A 20,273-nucleotide genomic window follows, 5' to 3' on the forward strand; every position below is an offset into this window, starting at 1 on the left:
CTTCCTGAGGGCTCTGTGAACTCTTCGGTCGCAGGGGTTGGGCTTGCCGAAGAAAACGCCAGGTCAATGCCTGAAAGGCTGCAGCTGGGAAACATTGTTCGTTCAACTGGCGCGTTAGTATCGCCGGCGCATTCAGTCAGTACACCGCGAATCAATACGAGAGGGGGGCGCAGTGGGCGAGCTGTTTACACCAGCGCCGGGCACTGGGGCCAATCAGCTTCTCGGTGTTGATGCGGCAAAGGCCTCGTTTGAGCGGGCGTTTGCGCGCGCAACCGCAGCGCAGGCTGCTTCGACGAGTGTGCTGGTTACCGGCACGATCGGTTCGGGGAAAACCTCGCTGCTGCGGTGGGCCGCTAGCCGTGCCGAACAGCTGGGCTGGGTGACGCTGTTCGTGTCGGTGCATTCGGGAATCCGTGAGCGAATGCTGGATGACGAACTTCCGCGGCTACTCATTGAGTGCGCGGGCCCGATGCGCATGTCGCGATTGAGCGCGCGTGCGGCCGAGGTGTTGAACTTCAGTGGTTATGCGGGTGACAGCGACACCGCCTCGATTTACGAGCAGATCCGGGTGCTTTCGGATCTACTCGTAGAGCAGCAGCGGGGGCTCTTCCTGGCGCTCGATGAGGCGCATCGTGATGCTGGTGAGGGATATGACCAGCTGCTTGCCGAGGTTGATAGGGCCGTGGCCGAGGTGCCGAACCTTGTGGTGGGTATTGGGGCGATGCCTGAGTTCACCGAACGCATCTTTCGCGACCGGGTGCTACGTCCGCGCACCAGCGAAGATTTTGTGAAGCTGGGTCGCCTGTCACATCTTGAAGCCGTGCAGTTGCTCGAGCGCGGTTTTGCCGCGGCAGGTCTCACCGTGAGTGAATCGAGCACGGATTTGCTGGCGCGATTTTCGGCTGGTTACGCACCAATGTTGCAGGCGATGGGTTCGGTGCTCGTCGACTGTGCCAGCTCGCAGCTACCGACGCAGTCGGAGTTGAACCAGGCGGTGGCGTTCGGCTACCGAATCGTGCACCGCCTGTATTACGTGCGGTTGCTGCGTGAACTTGCTGCTGCCGACCTGCGGTTGCTTGCCGAGTTGGCGCATGCAGGGCAGCGGGCAAGCGGCGATGGTGCGACGGTGTTCTCGGCGGCGCCGCTGTCGCTTATTGCGCTCGCGGATGGGATGCGTGAATCGGCCGATGTGGTGCGGGCGCAGCTGACGCGGTTGGTGACGCACGGGGTGTTGGTGTTGAACGAAGCCGATCAGGCAGAGGTCGCGCTACCGATGCTGCGTGAATCGCTTGTTAGTGAATCGTCACGGGATGCAGTGCCGGTGCGGCGGATCAACGAGGGGAGGCGCTCATGAGTTCGGAATTTACCCCGGCTGCGAGTGACAGCCCCGCTGTATTGCGTCAGGCCGAGGCACTTGGCGAGGTAGCTCTCGCATCGGTGTCGCAAGTCAATCTTTCTCAAGCAAGAAGTCAAGAAACTCGGGGAGAAGAAATGGATATTAAAAAAGCAATTGGTGAGGGCTTCGAAACGGCGGTTAAGGAGAACCAGCTTGTAAACGTTTACGAAACAGTGCGTGGTGTTGTCACAGCTGAAAATAATGAGCAGCGCATGGACGCTCTTGACGAGGGCTTTACTCGTGCAACCCTCCCAGGAAACATATACCAGGGAGTGAGAGAGTACCAAGAAGAAACAAGCGAGAATGAGCGGCCCGCGCACGAGAAGCTGCGGCCTCTTGAAGCGGAGATTCTAAAAGACAGGGGGATCGAAGTCGATCCCAGTGAAGTTGACCACTCATATAACACAGTTCGACGCGAACCGGGCGAAAAGAAACCTGAGCTCGAGGGCACCGGAATCTATGCTTATCAGGCTGACGATAGCGCTGCCGCTTCGCAAGCGGCAAGAGAGATGCGCGACAATCCGGAACCTGGTAGCGGTGTCTTTTACGTTGACTGTGATGGCGCAGACGGGGGCTGGGACGAATTTAACAAGCAGTACGGCGTTACAGCGACACCAGCCATGCAGGAGAAGTTTGACGAACTGTCAAAGAGCGGGGCTCGTCAAACTGATACTTCCGGAGGGATTGGTGCTGGTGCAGATTTTGGCATCACGGACTCTGCGAAGTTGAGTGTGGACGGCAGCTTTGAAGGGGGTCAACGTAACCGCCCAGATGCTAGTGACTCTGCACGCGCCGATGCAATTCAAGACGCGGTGCTCGGTAACTTTGATTTTGCCTACTCGGTCGATCACATCAGAACCGCGGCGGTTGCCAACGCCGAGGCCGGTGAATCAACCACTTTGATTCTCGATAATGGCGACGCGCTCTCGGCCGAACATCTTAAAGAGATCGACGAGCTTGCGGCGGATCTTCGTGAGAATCAGGGCGTTGACTTCAACGTCATCGTCACTGGTGTAGAGCAGTTGGACGAAGCGGGAAACCCCCAGGAGCTTGGGGACTATCTTCGTGACAATAGGTTGAACGTCGACCAAGAGAACCCTATCCCCGCGCATCTCGATCCCGAGAGAGACAAGCCTGGCCCCGAACAGCCGGAGCCTGAGCAGTCTGGTCCCGAGCAACCGGAACAGCCGGGGCCTGAGCAGTCTGGTCCCGAGCAACCGGAACAGCCGGAGCCTGAACAGCCTGCTCCCGATCAGCCGGGTCCCGGACACCCTGCTCCTGAAGAGCCTGCTCCGGCTCCTGAACAACCCGTCGCCGTACCGGGCGGTAAGCCGGGCCAGAACCCCGCGAATATCGAGGGAGACCACAGCGTGGTCAACCACGGCAACATCAATGTCAACCACGGCAACATCAATGTCAACCAGGCTGACGTGACTCACAACCAAAAAACGGAGTTGTCCGTGCAGCAACCCCTTCCTCAGCACCAGGTGCAGCTGCAGCCGATGCCGCAGATCCCCCAGGATCTGCGGCTGGCAGAGATGTCACAGCCCGTCTACCGCCCCGACGAGAACCCCGGACAGGTTTCGCCGGCGCCGTACCAAGATGGCGCAACCTTCGTTCCGGCAAACCACCAGCCCGGGGTTACCGCGCCCACCGGCGATATCCCCAACTTCAACGGTTTCGGGTTTGACACTCAGACACAGTTTGACGAGGGCACACTCAAATCACAAACGACGTTCGAAACGCCCATTGGCGGCGCGCAACTATCCGCTTATATTGGCCAGGAAGGGATCGGCTTTAACGCACACGGTATCCCGGCCAACCAACCAATCGACGGCCCGGACGCAACTGTGGCACAGCCGAATGGCGGTGCTCAGTCGGTCGGGGTGAACCAGCAAGACGAGACCGCTGCGCCCGCCGAGCAGCCCGCTGTGGTTGCCGAACAGCCGTCGATGACGACCAGCCACGATCTGAGTGCTGAGCTCGATGTCGAGGTGAACGTCTCGTACAACCAAGCCACGTACGAGCAGCCGCAACCTGCGCTCGACCAATCGGTTCGTGGCCAGTCGACTCCCGAGCAGCTGTCTGACCAGCAGGGCACCGGTCAGGGCACCGCTGCCGCCGAGGCGCAAGCTAAGGGGAAAGTTGGTGTCGCCGACCTAGCGGCTGATGCTGATGGCGAAGTCAAGAGCATCCAAAACCAGGCTCCAACTGCCGGCCAGCAGATTCCACAGCACACGCAGTCGATCTAATCCCACTCAACAACCATGGCCCGGGCTCGAAACCCTTCATCAGCTCGGTTTCGGGCCCGGCTACCATGCGCAACCACTCCAGAGAATCCATCGGATAAGCGAAACGAACAATGAGTCTTACAGACGAACTCAGCCGCGGCAATATGCAGCTCATACAGGGAACGGGACGCATGGCGCAGCATGTGCTGTTGCGCTACTCCATGCAGAATGATGGCAAGCAGACGATGCAAGACATCATGCAGGGCGGCAAAGAAATGTCGCAGCAGGCCGGAAACATTTTTGACCGTGGGCAAGAAGCGGCAAATCAAGCACATCACGGCGCTGCACAGCTGCCCGGCGGCGGCGCACCCGGCACCGCCGCAGTTGAGGATGGCGGGATGCCCGCGCTGCCGGCACTCCCACTTCAGGCCGCGCACCAGCCGCCACCGCACTCCGAACCCCGGAAGGTGGTCGTCGACGACATCCCCAACCATGACGCCGATGGCGTGCCAGCAACGCAACTGACCGGCGCCGAACTCGATACCTATCGCAGCGAGTTCGCGCAGCACAACGTGCAGTTCGACTATGAACAAAAAGCCGACGGAAGCCTCGAGATGACATTCGCGAGCACCTCCACCACCCAGCTCGCCTACGCGCTCGACCAAACCTCGATGACCCTGGGGCAAGAACCGCAGCTGAGCAGTGAACAGCTACCCAATGAGGTAGACGCGATGGCACAGCAGGTTTCACCAAACGATCCAGCGCTCAACAACCCCGACCTCTACCTCGATATGGGGATGAACCGCTAGCCCCACATGTCAACGAATGAGTTACAAACCGATCCCATCAACCCGCGCTGGCGTGCGCGAAAACTTGACCCTGCCCGCATGACGCCACTAACTCGACAGCAGCTGCGCAATGAGGCAGAAACGAACACCGACCGCGCAACCCAAGAGCAGCACGAAGCTGCCGACCGCTGGCTCGAAGCTGTTTCGGTCACCGGCGACGAGCTTATTAGCCAGGCTGACGACTACCGCCACACGGTGTCCGCCCAGCAACAAGCCCAGCAAGACCAGCGGCTGGCTCGCGAACAACATGTTTTAGATGAAGAACGGCTCGAGCATGACCGCCTACAAAGCGAATATCATCGCCGGCCCGAACACACGATGCACCACAGGAGAGACGAAAAGTGAAGCAACGCACACTCATTCTGGGGGCGATCCTGACTGTGGCCGGTTTCTGGGCCGGAGACAAGATCAGCTACCAGGTGCGCGCTGATATTGCCGCTGGTGAGAAACCCACTGATGTCGCCCAACAGTTCTGGTTCGATCTGCGCAACCCGCTCCACCTGTCGTTCGACGGGTTCGACCTCCTGATTGGCGTCGCAGTGGCATTCATCCTGCTGCTCACACTGGCCTACCAAACAACGAAGACCCGCAGCACCCGTGCCGGCGTCGAACACGGCTCATCGCGTTGGGGCGATGAACGCGATATTAAACCGTTCATCGACTCCGACTACCGCCAAAACCTGCTCTTTAGCCGCACCGAACGGCTCAGTCTCGACTCGCGTAAAACCCAACGCAACCAGCACGTCATGGTGATCGGTTCAAGTGGTTCGGGTAAAACTCGCTACTACGTGCAGCCCAATATTGCGCAACTCAACCAGTCGTATGTGGTCACCGACCCCAACGGCGAAATCATGCAGGCCACCGGGGCCAAGCTCGAAGCAGCCGGCTATAAGGTGCGCTCGCTCAACCTCGTCGACTGGTCAAAGACCGAAACCTTCAACCCGCTCGCCTACTTCAGTGCCGAACAGGCTGAAGTTGACTGCATGATCCTGGTGCAGAACATCATCTCGAACACCACCGGCAAAGCGGCCGACAACACCGGCGGCTTCTGGGAAAAAGCCGAGCGCGCACTGCTCACCGCACTCGTTGCCTACGTGTACGGGCGCAAGGGTGCCGAAGGCACACTCAACGATGTCATCGAACTGCTCGCCAAGATGCAGACCTCTGAAGCACAGGAAGGATTCATCTCGGAGGGCGACAAGGTGTTTTTGGGGATGAAGAAAGTGCTCGACAAGCACGACCCCAACAACCCCAAGAACGCCAATCGCGAATACGACGACTCAGCACGCACAACACTGCGAATGTGGCAGTTCTCGTGGAGCCAGTACAACATTTACACGCAGGGCGCTGGCGAGACCCGCAAGAGCGTGCTGATCAGCCTCGGTGTGCGGCTCGGACCGCTCCACATGCCGGCCCTCTCCCGGATGCTGTCGGGCAACTCGATCGAGGCGGCCAAGATTGGTGAGGAACGCACCGCGGTCTTCCTGATCATCCCCGACAGTCACGAGACGTTTAGCTTCTTAGTGTCGGTGTTTTACGACATGTTCTTCCAAAAGAACATCGCCCTCGCCGACGCCCTCCCCGAGAAGCGGCTGCCGGTGCCCATTCACTGCTATATGGATGAGTTCGCCAATATCGGCAAGCTGCCAAGCTTCCACACCAAGATCGCGGTGATGCGTAAGCGAGGCATCGCGGTGAGCGTAATCATGCAGAACTATGCGCAGGGGAAGTCAATCTACGGCGACGATTGGGAAACCATCGTGGGTAACTGCGACTCGAAACTCTTCCTCGGTGGTGACGAAGAATCGACCACCAAGTGGATCGCCAACCGGCTCGGTAAAGAAACCATCAACCAGCGCGACGACACGAGCCAGCGGGGTGGGCAGGGATTCGGCACTGCCTCACAGATGTTCCGCAAAATCGGCCGCGAACTGCTCACCCCCGATGAGATCGCGCGACTTGACGGCGGCGAGTGTCTCTACATGCTGCGCGGTGTGCCGCCGTTCCGCAGCAAGAAACTCAAGCCGGTGCCGAGCGGTTCGTACGAGTATGTGCCTATCTCGGAACGCTCGACCGACAGCGAGCCGTCGGAGCCGCCGAGCGATTCAGACACCGCAGCCGATAGCGGCGAGCCGCCCGCGCTGCCCGCGCCGCCGCCAGCGGCAGCAAGCGCACCCACCCAGGTGACCACGAACTATGTGCAGCCCCAGTCGGTGCGCAGCGCACCGGTGACGCCCACCGACCGCGCCCGGTTCGCAGCGGCGGGCAAGCGGCTGAAAGCGGCAACCACACAACCCCTTCCGCCCGTGGTCAAATCAGCGCCCAGCGCTGCCAACGATACCGCTGCAGCCGCACCGCAAGGCTAGAGCCGTTTAACGCATCCCACTGTGGTCAGATCTCTTCGGTCGGGCCACAGTGGGATGAAGTTTATGGCCGGCGTGGCGTTGGGCGCAGCACCTCAGCGTCGTTTTCGGCATCAATGACACCACCCAGGTTCGAACCCCAGCACCACGGTTTGTCATAGCCTTCACGAACCGCACAAGTGGTGAAACGGCTACCGAACAGGTCGGTTACCTTCGCCATGCTCCCAAAATCGACCCGAGTGGGTGCCATCGGGTCACTCGGGGCACCATTACCAATCTGGCCGACATTATTTGACCCCCAGCACCACACCTCATCGTTACTCGACGCACAGGCGTGGCTCTCGCCCGCCCACAGATGCTGCACCGGTTTATCGGCCAGCTCGGCAATCTTGGCGGGTGTCACCGAAGCACCATCTTTCTGACCGGTCTGCCGCCACTTGTTATTGCCCCAGCAGGTGACACCGAGACCGTCGGTGGCGCAGGCGAAGTGCATCCCCGCCACCAGTTGGGTAACTTCACCGTCAAACTTGATCACGTTCGGCCCGGGGGCTTTTTCGTCACCGAGCCCGAGGGCCCCGTTGCGGTTACTGCCCGAACACTGCACCGAATTGCCGTAGGTGACACAGTCAAACGACTCGCCCGAGGCTCGAAGCCGTTGAGTGTCGGCGAGGTGGCCCGAACTCGAGCCGGGTGTGGCGGCGCCGTTCGAATCAGGCTGCTGCGCGGCATCCGATGTCGATAGCGGCGCCGCATCGTGCGACGACGTGCCGCGGATCATCGTCACCGCGGTTACGCCGCCAGCGAGCACCAGCAGCGCCAAACTTCCCGAGATCAGGGCGGTGCGCCGCGCCGGATTGCGTCGATGCGATTTGCGCGGCGGGCGCACGCGGGCCGGTCGAGGGTGCGTTGCCCTGCCGCCCCGGCGTGGTTTTTCAAGCGGCGGCACCGGGGGTGGGGCAACATTACCCGAGCGCAGTTGGCCCAGGTGCGCGAATGCCCAATTGCGAAGCTCTGGATAGCAATTGGGATGCTCGCCAATCTCAACGAGCGCGCTGTCGTCGAGCACATGCGGGGTTTGTGCAATGCGGTAGAGTCCCTCGGCATCCACAGACGGGCTAATCACTTCGCAAAACCCCTTCCTCTAGAGACCGGTCGGCTCGGTCAGACCAACAATTTCTGCCGACCCGTCATTGTGCATCCTGACGGTAAACAGCCAGGTCGCCTGGCCATAGGCAATCGTTTCGCTTTCGCCGCCCTTGGGCAGGTGCAGCGTGTACTTCACCGGTTGCGCAATGTGCAGCAGCTGGGGTGAGTCGTCAGCACTGCCGGCAAGAGTTGCTGTCGGGATGTCGGATACGGTGACCGAGGCGCCGGCAATATCGCTCATGGATACAGCAAACGGGCTGTCGTTGACGAGTTCTGCCGGTAGCCACTTCGACACCCGGTCGCGTCGCTGCGCCACCGTTTCGCCCTGCTGCCACGGCACCAGCTCGGTTGCCGCATCACGCACGAGTTCAGCTGCCGAATCGGGAATCTCGGTGATGACCTCGGAATAGTCGTTCATTCCGTCGGGTGCGTTCGGGCGCAGGGTTGAACCGATCCGCGGGGTTGGAGTGGCGGTGGTGTTTGGTGGCAGGTCTCCCTGCGCGGTGGTAACGGCGGGTGCGGTGCCGCCACCAACACGCGCACTTACGAACCACACCACAAAGCCAACGAATGCGATCAGCAGGACGCCAACGAGCATCCCCACAATTACCTGACGATCAGATCCGCGCACGGCCCCGCCTAATACCAGTGCGGATCGTTCGAGTTCCAAAACTCGAGCGCCGCGGAGGGGGTGCCGTAGGTGTCTTTAATGTATTTGAGCCCCCAGTCAATCTGCGTGGCCGGGTTCGAACGCCAGTCTTCACCCGCTGACGCCATCTTCTCGGCAGGCAGCGCCTGCGGAATGCCGTAGGCACCAGAGCTTGGGTTTTCAGCGTTCCAACGCCATCCCGACTCGCCCTCCCACAGGCGGGTGAGAGCGACCATCTCACCCTCATCCCATCCGAAATGGGCCAGCCGCGAGCGGGCGTAGTCGCGGGCATCCTGTGGACCGTACAGCTGTGAGGTGACACCGGCACCGAGCGCGTTACGCACCGGGTTGGCGGCGTTGGTCTTGAACACCACGCCACCCTGAATGAACGACGCAACCTGCTCGGGCGTGTAGGTCTGTTGAAAATAGCGATTTTCGCCGTAGTGTTCGGTGAGAATCGAGCCGTCTTCATTGCGCACCGCCACATAGGCCACGTGCCCGTAGGGGCCACCGCTGCTACCGGCACCGACATATCCGGCCGGAACCGAGAAAATATCGCCGGGCCCGGGCATTGTGGTTACCTCCCAACCGGGCATATTGCCCGGCAGCCCCCAGTCTTTACCGTCGCCGCCCAGTGGAGTGAGATCGCCCCAGGTTTGTGACCACGGCTCACCGTAAGTGCCCTGGTCACGGTTGATGCGCCAGGCAACAAAGTCGGTGCAATTGCCGTAGGCGTAACCCATCGGCGACATTCCCTGGCCGAAGTTTTGTGGGTAGGGGTAGTCGTCAATCTGGCTGGCGGATGCGGCAGCAGGCACCGAGCTGTTTTGCAGCGTCATTAGCCCGTAGCCCGTGCCCACCAGCAGACCGATTATGATCACCACCGTGATGGCGCCCGCGGCGATCGTTGAAAACGCTGCCGAAACCGCGCTGTTCACTACCGAAGAAGCGGCACCGGCGGCGGTGGTTAAAGCCGAGGTAACGGCAGTGACCGCACTCGAAAACGCCGTGCTCTTGGCGGCGACGGCACCTGCCGCAGCGGGCGCCGCCGTGGCGGTAGTTGCGGCGCCGTTCGTGGATACCGTGGTGGCGAGCTGTGTGGCCATGATTCCGCCTTCGGTGGCCCGTTCTACGAGCGCCCGAGTGCTGTGGGTGATCACGGTGGTGGTGCCACGGATGCTGTCGCCCACGAGCGTAGCAGCGCCCTTTGTGGCAGCCTGCACACCGCTCGACGCCGACGACTGCACGAGGTGTTGCTCGCCGCGCACCTGAACTATTGCTGCTTCGGTGGCCGCGTTAGCGCCCTGGTGCACCATCATGGTGCCGCGCGAACTCACCGATAATACGTCGCCGTGACCGCCCTCATCGTCCTGCTGCCCGCTGTGGGTCGAACCGACGCGGTTGATGAGCGAGCTGCCTGCCATACCGCCCTGGAAGGCCGTCAGGGCGCCTAGCTCTATCGCCTGCTGTCCCTGTTCGGCCGCCATTCGAAAACTCTCGCGGCCAGTTTCGGCGCCCTGCTGGAGGCTCGCTTCACCAACGTCTTTCGAGCCCGCGGCGGCTTCAGTATCCGGGTAGGTGAGGGTGTATCCGCTACCAGCTGGTGAGTTCATCGGCGATTTTGCTCCTGGAACTTCGTCGTGAACAGGCGGTACATATCGGTAGTTTCAGGGATGGTGCTGTCGAACGGAATCGTTGCTGTTCCCATCCGGAAAAGCCCGTGACCGCTTGGCACATTGCGGAAGTATGACGACTCCTGCTGGCTGAACCCAAACAGCTGCTGCAGCGCGCGGGCGTCGGTTTCTTTTTGGTTGAGCAGCGCGAGCACGTCCGAGTTCGCGAGCATCAAGCGTGCGCGCTCGTTCAACAGCAGCTCTTCGATGTTTTGGGTAAGCCCCGTCGGGTTCAGGCCGTATTTGCGTGCCCGCTTGAACACGCTCTGGAAGTAGCGTGCGGCGTAGTCGTTGGCGAACAGCACGTGAAACTCATCCACGTACAGCCACGTGACTCGGCCGCGTGCTCGGTTACGCACCACGCGCGACCACACCTCTTCAAGCACCACGAGCATTCCGAAGGTGGTCATGTCTTGACCCAGTAGCGAGATATCGAACAGAGTCAAACGGTTGTCGCGATCGACATTGGTCGGAAGCGCGAACCCCGAGAACGAGCCCTGCGCATAAAGCTCGAGCGAAGTTGCGATCTGCTGGGCTTCGGGTTCGGGTTGAGCACGCAGCGCATCGAACAGACTGCGCAGCGTGGGCTGTTCGCGGGTGCGGGGGCTGGCCGATTGGAACTCGTTATACAGCTGCGATGCGGCACGGTCGATGATCGAGCGGGCTGCCGAGTTGAGACCGAACTGACCACCGATAAGCACCTCGCACATCGAGAGCACAAACTCGCTCTTGCGACGCACCGGGTTGTCATCCATCTGGTCATCCGCCAGCTCCATCGGGTTGATGGCCGAGGTTGAACCGGCGTGAATCTCGATGCGCTGACCGTTAAACGCCTCGATCAGCGGCAGATATTCGCGTTCGGGGTCGATGATGATGACATCGTCGTTGGGGTGGCTTGCAAGCACCTGCGCGATCTCGCTCTTGCCGAACATTGACTTACCGGCACCCGAGGTGCCGAGGTAGAAGGCGTTTCCGTTCATGGTGGCCTGCCGTGAACCAATGATCAGGTTGCGCGACAGCTTGTTGACGCCGTAGTAGAGGCCGCCCTCGTCGAGGAGTTCTTGCACCGTGAACGGCACGAGCACCGCGACACTCGCGGTGGTGAGCGTGCGGAAAAGCGGCAGATCGCAGCGGCCCAGAGGTAGGGCCGCATTGAGCGCGTCTTCGTTCATCCACTTGGTGGTCACAAACTCACACGAGTGGCGGCGACCAACTTCACGCACCCGGTCGACGCGGTGCGCGAGCTCTTCTTTGCTGGGAGCCTGCACCATCACGAGCATCGTGGTTGAGAACAGCTTCTCGTTTGACTGCTCGAGCTGGCGACGCAGCTCCACCGCTTCTTGATGTGCGCGGCGCAGCGAGTGGGGTACAAGGTCGGCCGAGTAGCCCTGTTTGGCTGCCCGTTTCTGTTCGTTCGCGGTTTGAATCTCCATGTCGGCGATGCGCCGGTTCACATGGAGTAGGCCCTCGCCCGGATCGAATGGGCGGGCGTGCAGCGAAATCGCAATGTTGGTGTTGATTTCGGTAAGGTCACGGATCAGCTGATCAGACAGCCACGCCGGTAAGCGGTCGAGGAAGAGGATCTGCGCGTAGGTGTCTGACTCGCTCGACAGGCACACCGTGTTGGGGTCGGTGAAATCAATTGCCCAGGGCGCCACCACATCTTTGGTGGTGAGCCCCGAAACCGCCATTGATGAGTAGTCAAACTCGAGGCGGCTTTCGGGTCGCAGCAGGCTGTTGAGGATACCGACGCGACCATAGCCCGACACCATTTCAGCCTTGCAGCCACCAACTGCGCGCAGGAAGGTGATCGACTCGTTAGCCAGGCGCATCAGCCGGGTGTGTGCCGACTCGTAGTTGTCGGCATCAATCGTGATGGTGGCGTATTTCTCGGTGACGGTGTCGTTGCGGCCTTCCGAAAGCCGCCAGTCGATCATGTCGTTGTATTCGGCGCGGTACGCGTCGAGCCCGTCGCCGCGATACTCCATTTCGACGGCGCGACGCAGCGCGGCGCGGTCGACGCGGCGGTTAATCACGCTGATCTGCAGGCTCTGCGAAGCATCAAACGAGTTGACCCACTGGGCGTAGCGTTCGAGCAGCGCCTCCTGGTGTTCACGGGAGGCCATCTGGTAGTTAATGTCGCCAAGTTTCAGCGTGATCGAGTAGCGGCGCTCATCGAGCACGCAAATGCCGCTCTCGGTGAGCCCGAGGTAGGCGAGTACATCCTGGGCGGTGTTTCGGGTGCGACGCGAATACGACTGTTTGTCTCGCTTTTTGCGTCGCGCACGTCTCGTGTCGGCGTCGAAACTTGTGTGGCCGGCCTCGTAGTTATCGGCCACACTCGACGACTTCGTTGCGGTTTCGCCGTGTCGACTGAACGGGGGCACCGTAGTCCTTTCGTTGTTCGTCTACCTTCCAGACCGGCTCTTGCGCGTAGACGCGCCGTTTTGAGTTCCACTGATGTGCGATCACATAGCCCGCGTATTTCTCAAACGGCAGGCCGCGCGGGCGTACCCAACCGATCGCTCCAAAAGGAACTGCAATAAGTGCAGCCAGCCACTGGCCGAGGTCTTTCATATCGAGTACGTAGAAAATTGCGAAGACCCCTCCACCGAGCACCAGGGCGCACAGGGCACACGCCAGCTGCCGCCAACTCATACCCATCATGACCTTGGCCTGGTAGTCAGTGATCTCTTTGTAAACCTTCACTTCAAGCGCCATGACTAACCCGCCTGCCCCACGATCGACTTAGCGAGCTTGCTCGAGCCGATGACAACGAAGATCATCAGAATCGCTGCCAGCGACACTGGCAAAACGGCCTTTAATGCCCAGCCGGTCACGGTCATCCCCGTGGGGCCGATTTCTTGTGGGTCGGGAAACACCGCAAAACCGCCGTATTGAATCATCAGCTGGTACAGGTAAATGCCCAGAAGTAGCGTGGCGCCCTGCAGCGAAACCGAACCGTAGGCGCGCAGATATCCCACCGCGATGCTCTTTGTTTCGGGATGCGCGGCGAACGCGATTGGCAGCGTCGCAAATGCGGTGAGTGCGTAGATCTCGATGAAACGGAAGATAACCACGGCCTGGGCGACGATCACCGCGAGCCACGAAATGATGAACGGCAGTGCCATGATGATGAGCACCGGGATGGCGTTGACCATGTTCAGGTGCGGTTTGATTTGGTCGCCAAGCTTTCCCGCCGCCGTGGTGTCGGTAGTGGATGCGGATGCCGCAACACCCTGCGTGATGGTTTCAGTGATGCCGCTGATGGCCTGCAAAATCTGTGGCGCATACTGCACCGCCACAATCAGCAGCACGAACTTAAACATCGTGCCGGCGATGATGCGCACGCCGATCTGCCCGTCACCCTCAAACTTCGAGGCGTTGCGGGCAAGTTCGACCACAAGCATGAGTGAGAGGATCACAGACGCGACCGGCCGCACAACAGTGTCGGCAATCTGACGCATCGCCTCGTAGGCCACCGGGCTGGCTTCTGAGATCGGGGTCATGGCGCCCTCACCGATTTGGCCAAGGTGGTAGCCGCCAACGGCGTTGAGCAACTCAACGACGACCGAAACGATTGGGTTGTCCAAGAAAACGCCTCTTAGCTCGAAAACTTTGGCGGGGATGCACCCACCCTGCCGAGAATGCTGAAAGCGTTAGACGGTGACTTGGCTAAACAGCTGCGCTGCGGCGATGATGAGGCCGCCGCCGACGGTCTGCCAAACGCCAGACTGTGTTTGCGGCCCGTTTTGGTCTTTCAAGCCACCGGCGAGCGTGATAACACCCCAGACAGCCCAGAGACCGCCACCGATTGTGGCAAAGGTGACAAACAGGCCCAGCAGAGTGTTGAGCATCTCCAATTGAATAAGCCCCTTCCTAGCGGCTACGCGTTGATGCGACGGCGGGTGTTCACGACGGTCAGTGACATGCCTGCGGCAAGCAGTGCGCTAGCGGCACCGCCGAGCAGCAGCATCGAGTCGTCAGCACCGGTCTCGGCGAGCTTGGTCTGCTGTTGAGTGTTGGTGCTGCGAGCGGAGCCCTGTGAATCGGTTGACTGTGCAGCGTCGTCGCTGTGCACACTTTCAGCATTGCCGGTGCCGGGGGCAGTTTCTTCGGCTACCTGCGGGGTAGCGGGTGCGAATCCGTGGTCGGGAGCTGGTGCGGGAGCGGGGTCGGCCTCGCCTGCGCCTGGCTGACCGGAGCCGGGTTGGCCTGCGCCTGGGTTGCTCGGCTCGGGCTGGACGGGCGGATTGCTCGGTGCGGGTTCGTCGCTTTCGCCGGGGGTGGGGGCGGGTTCTGAGGCCTCGCCGTCGTCGCCGGGGGTGGGGGCGGGTTCTTCGCCCTCGGGCTCGCCGGCAGCGGGGGCTTCGGTGCCGTTGCCGGGCTCGTCTTCGACCACGCCGCCCTCATCGCCGGGTGCCTGCTCTTGGTCGTCGTTCAGACCGGGCTGGGGCTGCACATCGGCATCCCGTGCGAGGTAGAACGAGGCAACCTGTGCATCGGCAACGGGCGCTGCTGCGAGGGCTTGCTCCTGCTGTAGTGCGGGCAGAGCAAACGCTGCGGCAGCGGTGAGGGTAATGAGGTCCACAATCAACTCCGAAACTCGTTGGAAAGTCTTTAAAGTCTTTCCCGCGCGGTTCACGTAGCGGGTCAGCGGGCAGAGTGTGTCGAGTTGAAGTTAACGATCGGCGAACTTTGCTTGCGGGTGTAGAGCAAACGGTGTCTCGGAGGGCACTTTCGCTGTCGTTGATGGGTGGCTGGTTCGGCTGCGAAGCTGCTTGGGTAGCGCTGAGGCAAATTTCTTTGAACCTGGCAGATATTTGCATGACTGATGCGTCAAGAGTTGCGTATACCTCCGACTTCATTAGTATATTTCTCGCAGTTGTGCATCGCTGTGGGCTCAAAGATGAGACCGGCACTGCTGTATTGACGTTAAGGACGACGAATGACTCAGAACGTGACGTCGGTAGACGTGACAAACACGGCTGAAACCGCTAGCGAGTTCAAGCGAGATATGGGTTTTTGGGGCAACCTTGCCCTCGGGTTCACCTATCTATCGCCAGTGGTGGGTGTTTACACAACGATTGCGGCTTCACTAGCAATCGCCGGACCGCCGGCCTTTTGGATGCTGGTGATCGCCGGTGTTGGGCAGTTGCTCGTGGCGCTGGTTTTCGGCGAAGTGGTTTCGCAATACCCCATTGCTGGCGGTATTTATCCGTGGAACCGTCGACTCTGGGGGCCGAAGTGGGGCTGGCTCAGTGGCTGGACCTACATGATCGCCATTAACGCCACCATCGCCTCGGTTGCCTACGGTGCCGGCCCCTTCCTCAGCGCGCTATTCCGTATCGAAAACACGCCGCAGATCAACGTGTTGCTGGCCCTGGGCATCCTGCTATTGGCCACGCTGGTGAACTTTGGTGGCACCAAGTTCTTGGCCAATGTGGCCTTCGCCGGTTTCGTCGTCGAGATCATCGCCACTGTCTTCATCGGCGCGTGGCTGTTGATCGGTGCTCGCAAGCACGACCTGTCGATTCTGTTCCAAGATTTGCGTCCGGCCGACATGCAAGAGTCAATGCCGTTTGCGACCGCGTTCATCGGCGCGGCAATCTTCGGTATCTACCTCTACTACGGTTTCGAGGCCAACGGTGACGTTGCTGAAGAGGTTCACAACCCGAGCAGCGTGATTCCCAAGGCGATGCGCATGACCATCTACGTGGGCGGTATTGCCTCGATGTTTATCGCGCTCGGCCTCATCCTGGCAATTCCCGACCATCAGGCAGTGATCGCCGGCACCGCCACCGATCCGGTCGGGGCACTGTTCCTCGACATCTTCGGTCCGGTCGGGTTCTCGATCGTGATGATCATCGTGCTGGTGTCGTACCTGTCGTGCACAATTTCGTTGCAGGCAGCCGCCTCACGCCTGATCTACTCGATGGGTCGCGACAAGGGGTTGCCCGGCTACGCGCTGCTCGCCAAGTTCAACCGCCGTCGCGCCGTGCCACCCTACGCGCTGCTCACGGCGGGTGTGTTGCCCGCAATCGTGGTGATCATCTCGCTACTGAGCGCCGATGCACTGCTGGCGATCATCTCGTTCGCGGCGTTTGGTATCTATCTGGCGTTCTCGTCGGTTGTGGTTTCGTCAATCCGCGCCCGCTTCAAGGGATGGCGCCCGAAGGGTGACTTCTCGATGGGGAACCTCGGCTGGGTGGTTTCGTTTGCTGCGCTCAGCTACCAGGTGTTCGCCATGGTGCTGCTGTTGCAGCCGGCGGCCGATGTGCCGTGGTACCAGGCCTGGCTCGTGGCGATCGTGGCCGCAATCGTGCTACTGATCGGCATTGGCTACCTGTTTGGGGCGAAACCGCACCTGCGCAGCACCGGCCCTGCCGGAGATGCATCCACCGGTGTGGTGAACACCTACTACGCCACCCCTATTGCGCAGTCGGAAGAGATTGTCGACCTCGCAGTGCGACTTGATGGCGGTAGACCGCATATCTATCCCGACAACCAACGCCAGCGCTAACGCGCCGATCAGGAGACAGCCCCGACAACAATTGGCCCCGTTCGACGAAAAACCCTGCGTATTGCAGAGCGACCTCGTCGAACGGGGCCAATTTAGCGCCGATGCGGGAAAACAGCGGGGCCGCCGGCTTTCGCGCGGCGGCCCCAGACTGACCTTGTTTACTGTGCAGCTTCAAGCACACCCGGAAGCCACTCGAGTGCGACATCGCTCGGCAGATCCCACGATGAAGCATCGTGGCGACCATACTCGCCAACTCGCGTCGCGCCCAGCTCAGCAAGTCGGCGGTCAATAATCTCGCTGCCCTGGCTGTAGGTCTCCTCATAGAACGTGTCGCCCAGGCCAAACATGGCGTAGCGCACGCCGCTGAGGTCGCCGTCGAACTCGGCGAACTTCTCGTAGAACGGTTGCGCGGTGTTCGGCAGTTCGCCCTCGCCATGCGTCGAACAAACGACGATGTAGAAGCGGTCGTTGGTAAAGCTGCTCGGTTCAAAATCTTGCAGGTCGAACACTTCTGAGGCGTGCCCCTCTTCGGTGAGCTTGTCGTTCAGATCCTGTGCGATCAGCTCGCTATTGCCAGACTCGGTGCCATACAGAACGGTGATGTCCATGTGATTCTCTTTCGTGATATGGAATGACGGTGGTTAGCGCTTCGCTGCGCGCACCATTGATTCGTGGTCGGGGAACTTCTTTCGGATGCGGTTGGGCGCGGCTGCCTCTTGCTCAGCGGCATCGATTCGCTGCCACTCGGCGTAGCTTACGGCTCGTTCGTGCACCGACTCGGGCAGGGCGGCAAAGCCACGCTTTTCGGCGTCGATTGGCAGTTTGCCCTCGTCGAAATCACGGATGATCTCTTTGGCGACATCGACCGAGTCGGCGCGGTTTGCGGGGATGGCGCCGACCGGGCCGCGCTTGAGCCAGCCCGAGCGGTACAGGCCCGGCTCGATGAAGCCGAGATCACTCGGCGAGAAATCGATATCGGTGGCGTAGTGCCAGTGTCCGGGGGCATTCACGTCGAAGCCAATCGCCGAGATGATGGTGTCGGCTTCAATTTCGCTGGCTTGGCCGGCGGGTGCGGCGGCAAGCTGGATGCCGGTGACGTGAGTGGTGCCGAGTACGCGAGCTGGGTCGGCACCGAAGATGAAGTGGACGTGCGCGCGCGGCTGGTCGACCTCGAGCTCGGCGAGCTGCGCGAAGGCTGCCTCACGCTTCTTACCCAGCTGGTTGTCATCAGTGGCGGGGGAGCTGTTCGCATAGCTGAACTTCACACCCGCCACCTTCGCCAGTTCGCGAATCATCGCCACATCGGCTTTTGCGGTGGCGATTGGCGAGCGGCTGAGCACGGTGATGTCGGTGGCCGGTTCGCTCAGGTACTGTTCGAGCGCGACCGGGTTGACATCGCTGCCGTCATAGTCCGACCCATCCTTGATGAGGAAGCGCACCATGTCGATGGCGACGTTGCCGGCGCCGACGACCACGACACGCTTACCAATTTCGGGCATGGGCAGTGCCGGTCGCGGTACCGAGTTGAGTGCGTTGATGATGTCGCCCGAGGCGATTACCCCCGCAAGTCGTGAGCCAGGCACCGACAGCATCCGGTCGCGCCAGCGTCCTGTGGCGAGTATGACCAGGTCGAAGGCGTCGCGCAGCTCATCGAGCGTGACGTCGGCGCCCACCTCAACATTGCCCGCGAAGCGGTAGTCGCCAGCCTGGAAGGCGCGGTCGAACTGGCGAGTAATCGACTTGGTGTGCTGGTGGTCGGCGGCTACGCCATAGCGAATGAGCCCATAGGGTGCGGCGAGCCGGTCAAAGATGGTGATGTCTGCGTCGGGCCACTGACGCTTAAGTGCCTGAGCAACGAAGCAGCCACTGGGGCCGCTGCCAACAATCGCGATATGGCGGGGAGTCTGGCCACTCATGAGAATCCTTTCTCAGTGGTTGTTTAACGTGTTTTCACAAGCGGTTGCGACGCTGCAACGTCGATTGTGAAACTTAAGTTCTACTCGACAAACATTACCTAATTTTCGATGTCAGGCAAGTGTTCGTGCTGCCAAATGGCCTAGAAGCGCGTGTTTATGCGGGATTGAGGTGGATGCTCACCAGGCTTGCGCTTCTGAGGTGAGTGTGATTTTATACATTCACCAAAGGAGGTTTACCTGCAGCTGCTCAGTGTCGAGCAGTGGGCCGGTAGGAAGGGAAAACTGATGACCACCAGCGTGACCCACCAAGACTTGCCATATTTCGACATCGCCGATCCGTCGTTCTCGATGTCGTCAGAGCAGGTTCGCGATGCGCGTGAGCGCTCATGGTTGGCAAAGACAAACTACGGATACGCCGTACTGCGCTACGCCGAAGTAGCCGAGCTGCTCAAGAGCCCCAAGCTCTCACAGGGCAGCGCCAAATGGCCAGACCACCACGGAGTGCACTCGGGAATCTTCTACGATTGGTGGAGCAAAAACCTCCTCGTGCTCGAAGGTGATGAGCACCACCGCATCCGGCGGCTGCTGAACCCGGCCTTCTCGCCCTCAGCAGCGGCGCGACTCACCCCCGAGTTCACCGCCGTTGCCGAAGAACTCGTCGACGAGTTTGCTGACCGTGGCGAATGTGAGTTCGTCGCAGATTTCGCAGAGCCGTTTGCGACGCGGGCACTGTGCATCATGCTGGGCCTGCCACACGAACACTGGCCGTTCATTGCTCGCCACGCCAACACCATTGGCTACGCCCTGAGCATCACCGTTAAAGAAGATATCGAGCGCATCGACGCCGCAGTCGAAGAACTGTACGACTTCGTTGAAGAACTCATCCAAGAACGCATTGCCAAGCCCGGTAAAGATGTGATTTCGCGACTCGTGCAATTCAGCGAGTCGGGCGACAAGCTCAGCCCCGAAGAGCTGCGCAACGCGATCGTGCTGATGTTGTTCGGTGGCATGGACACCACTCGTAACCAGCTGGGCCTGGCGATGCAAACGTTCATCCGCAATCCCGAAGAGTGGGAAAAGCTTGCTGCCGACCCCAGCCTCGCCACAGCAGCGCTCGAGGAGGCGCTGCGCGTCAACCCCACCACCCGTTGGGTCACTCGAGAGGTGGTTGAAGATTTCGAATATCAGGGGCACCAGTTCACCGCTGGTACGACAGTGCACCTGTTCACCTATACCTCTGGGAACGACCCGGAGGCCTACCCGGATGCAGGCATCGACATCACCGCAACCGATCGCAAGCCGCACTTCACTTTCGGTGGCGGCATTCACCACTGCCTCGGGCACTACATCGCGCGTGCTGATATGAGTGCCGCGCTGCCGGTGCTCGCATCCCGGCTGAAGAATCTCGACTGTCCCGGCGGTGATGAATGGCTGCCAGACTCGGGCAACACCGGCCCGGTCAAGCTGCCCATCACATTCGAGAAGCGTCAGTAACCCAACAAACTTTCATCTAGACCGCAATTGGAAG

General features: G+C 60.5%; 17 protein-coding genes. 7 read left to right on the top strand and 10 right to left on the bottom strand.

Annotated features, from left to right (window positions below):
• The first annotated feature begins 172 nt into the window (after nt 1–172).
• The 5 genes from RQ865_RS07360 to RQ865_RS07380 all read left to right on the top strand — a co-directional run bounded on the left by RQ865_RS07360 (nt 173) and on the right by RQ865_RS07380 (nt 6,841).
• Nucleotides 173–1,354: an ATP-binding protein gene (locus RQ865_RS07360; RefSeq protein WP_311478530.1), complete on the top strand. Its 1,182-nt coding sequence runs from the start codon at nt 173–175 to the stop codon at nt 1,352–1,354.
• Nucleotides 1,351–3,648: a hypothetical protein gene (locus RQ865_RS07365; RefSeq protein WP_311478532.1), complete on the top strand. Its 2,298-nt coding sequence runs from the start codon at nt 1,351–1,353 to the stop codon at nt 3,646–3,648. Before RQ865_RS07360 ends, RQ865_RS07365 begins: the two co-directional genes overlap by 4 nt.
• Nucleotides 3,649–3,758: 110 nt before the next feature.
• Nucleotides 3,759–4,436 (top strand): hypothetical protein, encoded by a 678-nt coding sequence (locus RQ865_RS07370; protein ID WP_311478535.1) that lies wholly within the window; start codon nt 3,759–3,761, stop codon nt 4,434–4,436.
• A 78-nt stretch (nt 4,437–4,514) separates the two neighbouring features.
• Nucleotides 4,515–4,820, top strand: a complete 306-nt coding sequence (locus RQ865_RS07375) for a hypothetical protein (RefSeq protein ID WP_311478536.1) — start codon at nt 4,515–4,517, stop codon at nt 4,818–4,820.
• Nucleotides 4,817–6,841 (top strand): VirD4-like conjugal transfer protein, CD1115 family, encoded by a 2,025-nt coding sequence (locus RQ865_RS07380; RefSeq protein ID WP_311478538.1) that lies wholly within the window; start codon nt 4,817–4,819, stop codon nt 6,839–6,841. The genes RQ865_RS07375 and RQ865_RS07380 overlap by 4 nt, the downstream gene beginning before the upstream one ends.
• Before the next feature lie 61 nt (nt 6,842–6,902).
• Here RQ865_RS07380 and RQ865_RS07385 read toward each other — a convergent pair whose 3' ends face one another.
• From RQ865_RS07385 to RQ865_RS07420, 8 genes are all read right to left on the bottom strand, one after another.
• Entirely contained in the window at nt 6,903–7,961 is a 1,059-nt protein-coding gene (locus RQ865_RS07385; protein WP_311478540.1) for a hypothetical protein, read from the bottom strand.
• A gap of 18 nt (nt 7,962–7,979) precedes the next feature.
• Nucleotides 7,980–8,615 (bottom strand): hypothetical protein, encoded by a 636-nt coding sequence (locus RQ865_RS07390; protein ID WP_311478541.1) that lies wholly within the window; start codon nt 8,613–8,615, stop codon nt 7,980–7,982.
• An 8-nt stretch (nt 8,616–8,623) separates the two neighbouring features.
• Nucleotides 8,624–10,246: a CHAP domain-containing protein gene (locus RQ865_RS07395; RefSeq protein ID WP_311478542.1), complete on the bottom strand. Its 1,623-nt coding sequence runs from the start codon at nt 10,244–10,246 to the stop codon at nt 8,624–8,626.
• Nucleotides 10,243–12,693 carry a VirB4-like conjugal transfer ATPase, CD1110 family gene (locus RQ865_RS07400; RefSeq protein ID WP_311478543.1) on the bottom strand — a complete coding sequence of 817 codons (2,451 nt, stop codon included), beginning with the start codon at nt 12,691–12,693 and terminating at the stop codon, nt 10,243–10,245. The genes RQ865_RS07395 and RQ865_RS07400 overlap by 4 nt, the downstream gene beginning before the upstream one ends.
• Nucleotides 12,635–13,027 carry a PrgI family protein gene (locus RQ865_RS07405; protein ID WP_311478544.1) on the bottom strand — a complete coding sequence of 131 codons (393 nt, stop codon included), beginning with the start codon at nt 13,025–13,027 and terminating at the stop codon, nt 12,635–12,637. Before RQ865_RS07405 ends, RQ865_RS07400 begins: the two co-directional genes overlap by 59 nt.
• A 2-nt stretch (nt 13,028–13,029) precedes the next feature.
• Nucleotides 13,030–13,899, bottom strand: a complete 870-nt coding sequence (locus tag RQ865_RS07410) for a hypothetical protein (RefSeq protein WP_311478545.1) — start codon at nt 13,897–13,899, stop codon at nt 13,030–13,032.
• Nucleotides 13,900–13,965: 66 nt separating this feature from the next.
• Nucleotides 13,966–14,163, bottom strand: coding sequence for a hypothetical protein (locus tag RQ865_RS07415; RefSeq protein WP_230972667.1), 198 nt, complete (start codon nt 14,161–14,163; stop codon nt 13,966–13,968).
• A gap of 29 nt (nt 14,164–14,192) precedes the next feature.
• Complete coding sequence (locus RQ865_RS07420) at nt 14,193–14,897, bottom strand: hypothetical protein (protein WP_311478547.1); 705 nt, start codon at nt 14,895–14,897, stop codon at nt 14,193–14,195.
• 357 nt (nt 14,898–15,254) lie between these two features.
• On the opposite strand from RQ865_RS07420, the gene RQ865_RS07425 reads away from it, so the two are divergent.
• Nucleotides 15,255–16,829: an APC family permease gene (locus RQ865_RS07425; protein WP_311478548.1), complete on the top strand. Its 1,575-nt coding sequence runs from the start codon at nt 15,255–15,257 to the stop codon at nt 16,827–16,829.
• Nucleotides 16,830–16,987: 158 nt separating this feature from the next.
• Here RQ865_RS07425 and RQ865_RS07430 read toward each other — a convergent pair whose 3' ends face one another.
• Together RQ865_RS07430 and RQ865_RS07435 are read right to left on the bottom strand one after the other, a co-directional pair.
• Nucleotides 16,988–17,437 carry a flavodoxin domain-containing protein gene (locus RQ865_RS07430; RefSeq protein ID WP_311478549.1) on the bottom strand — a complete coding sequence of 150 codons (450 nt, stop codon included), beginning with the start codon at nt 17,435–17,437 and terminating at the stop codon, nt 16,988–16,990.
• A gap of 33 nt (nt 17,438–17,470) precedes the next feature.
• Nucleotides 17,471–18,745: an FAD-dependent oxidoreductase gene (locus tag RQ865_RS07435; RefSeq protein WP_311478550.1), complete on the bottom strand. Its 1,275-nt coding sequence runs from the start codon at nt 18,743–18,745 to the stop codon at nt 17,471–17,473.
• A gap of 285 nt (nt 18,746–19,030) precedes the next feature.
• On the opposite strand from RQ865_RS07435, the gene RQ865_RS07440 reads away from it, so the two are divergent.
• Complete coding sequence (locus RQ865_RS07440; protein ID WP_311478551.1) at nt 19,031–20,239, top strand: cytochrome P450; 1,209 nt, start codon at nt 19,031–19,033, stop codon at nt 20,237–20,239.
• Nucleotides 20,240–20,273: the final 34 nt, after the last annotated feature.

Source organism: uncultured Gulosibacter sp. (assembly GCF_963509965.1).
Taxonomy (GTDB): Bacteria; Actinomycetota; Actinomycetes; order Actinomycetales; family Microbacteriaceae; genus Gulosibacter.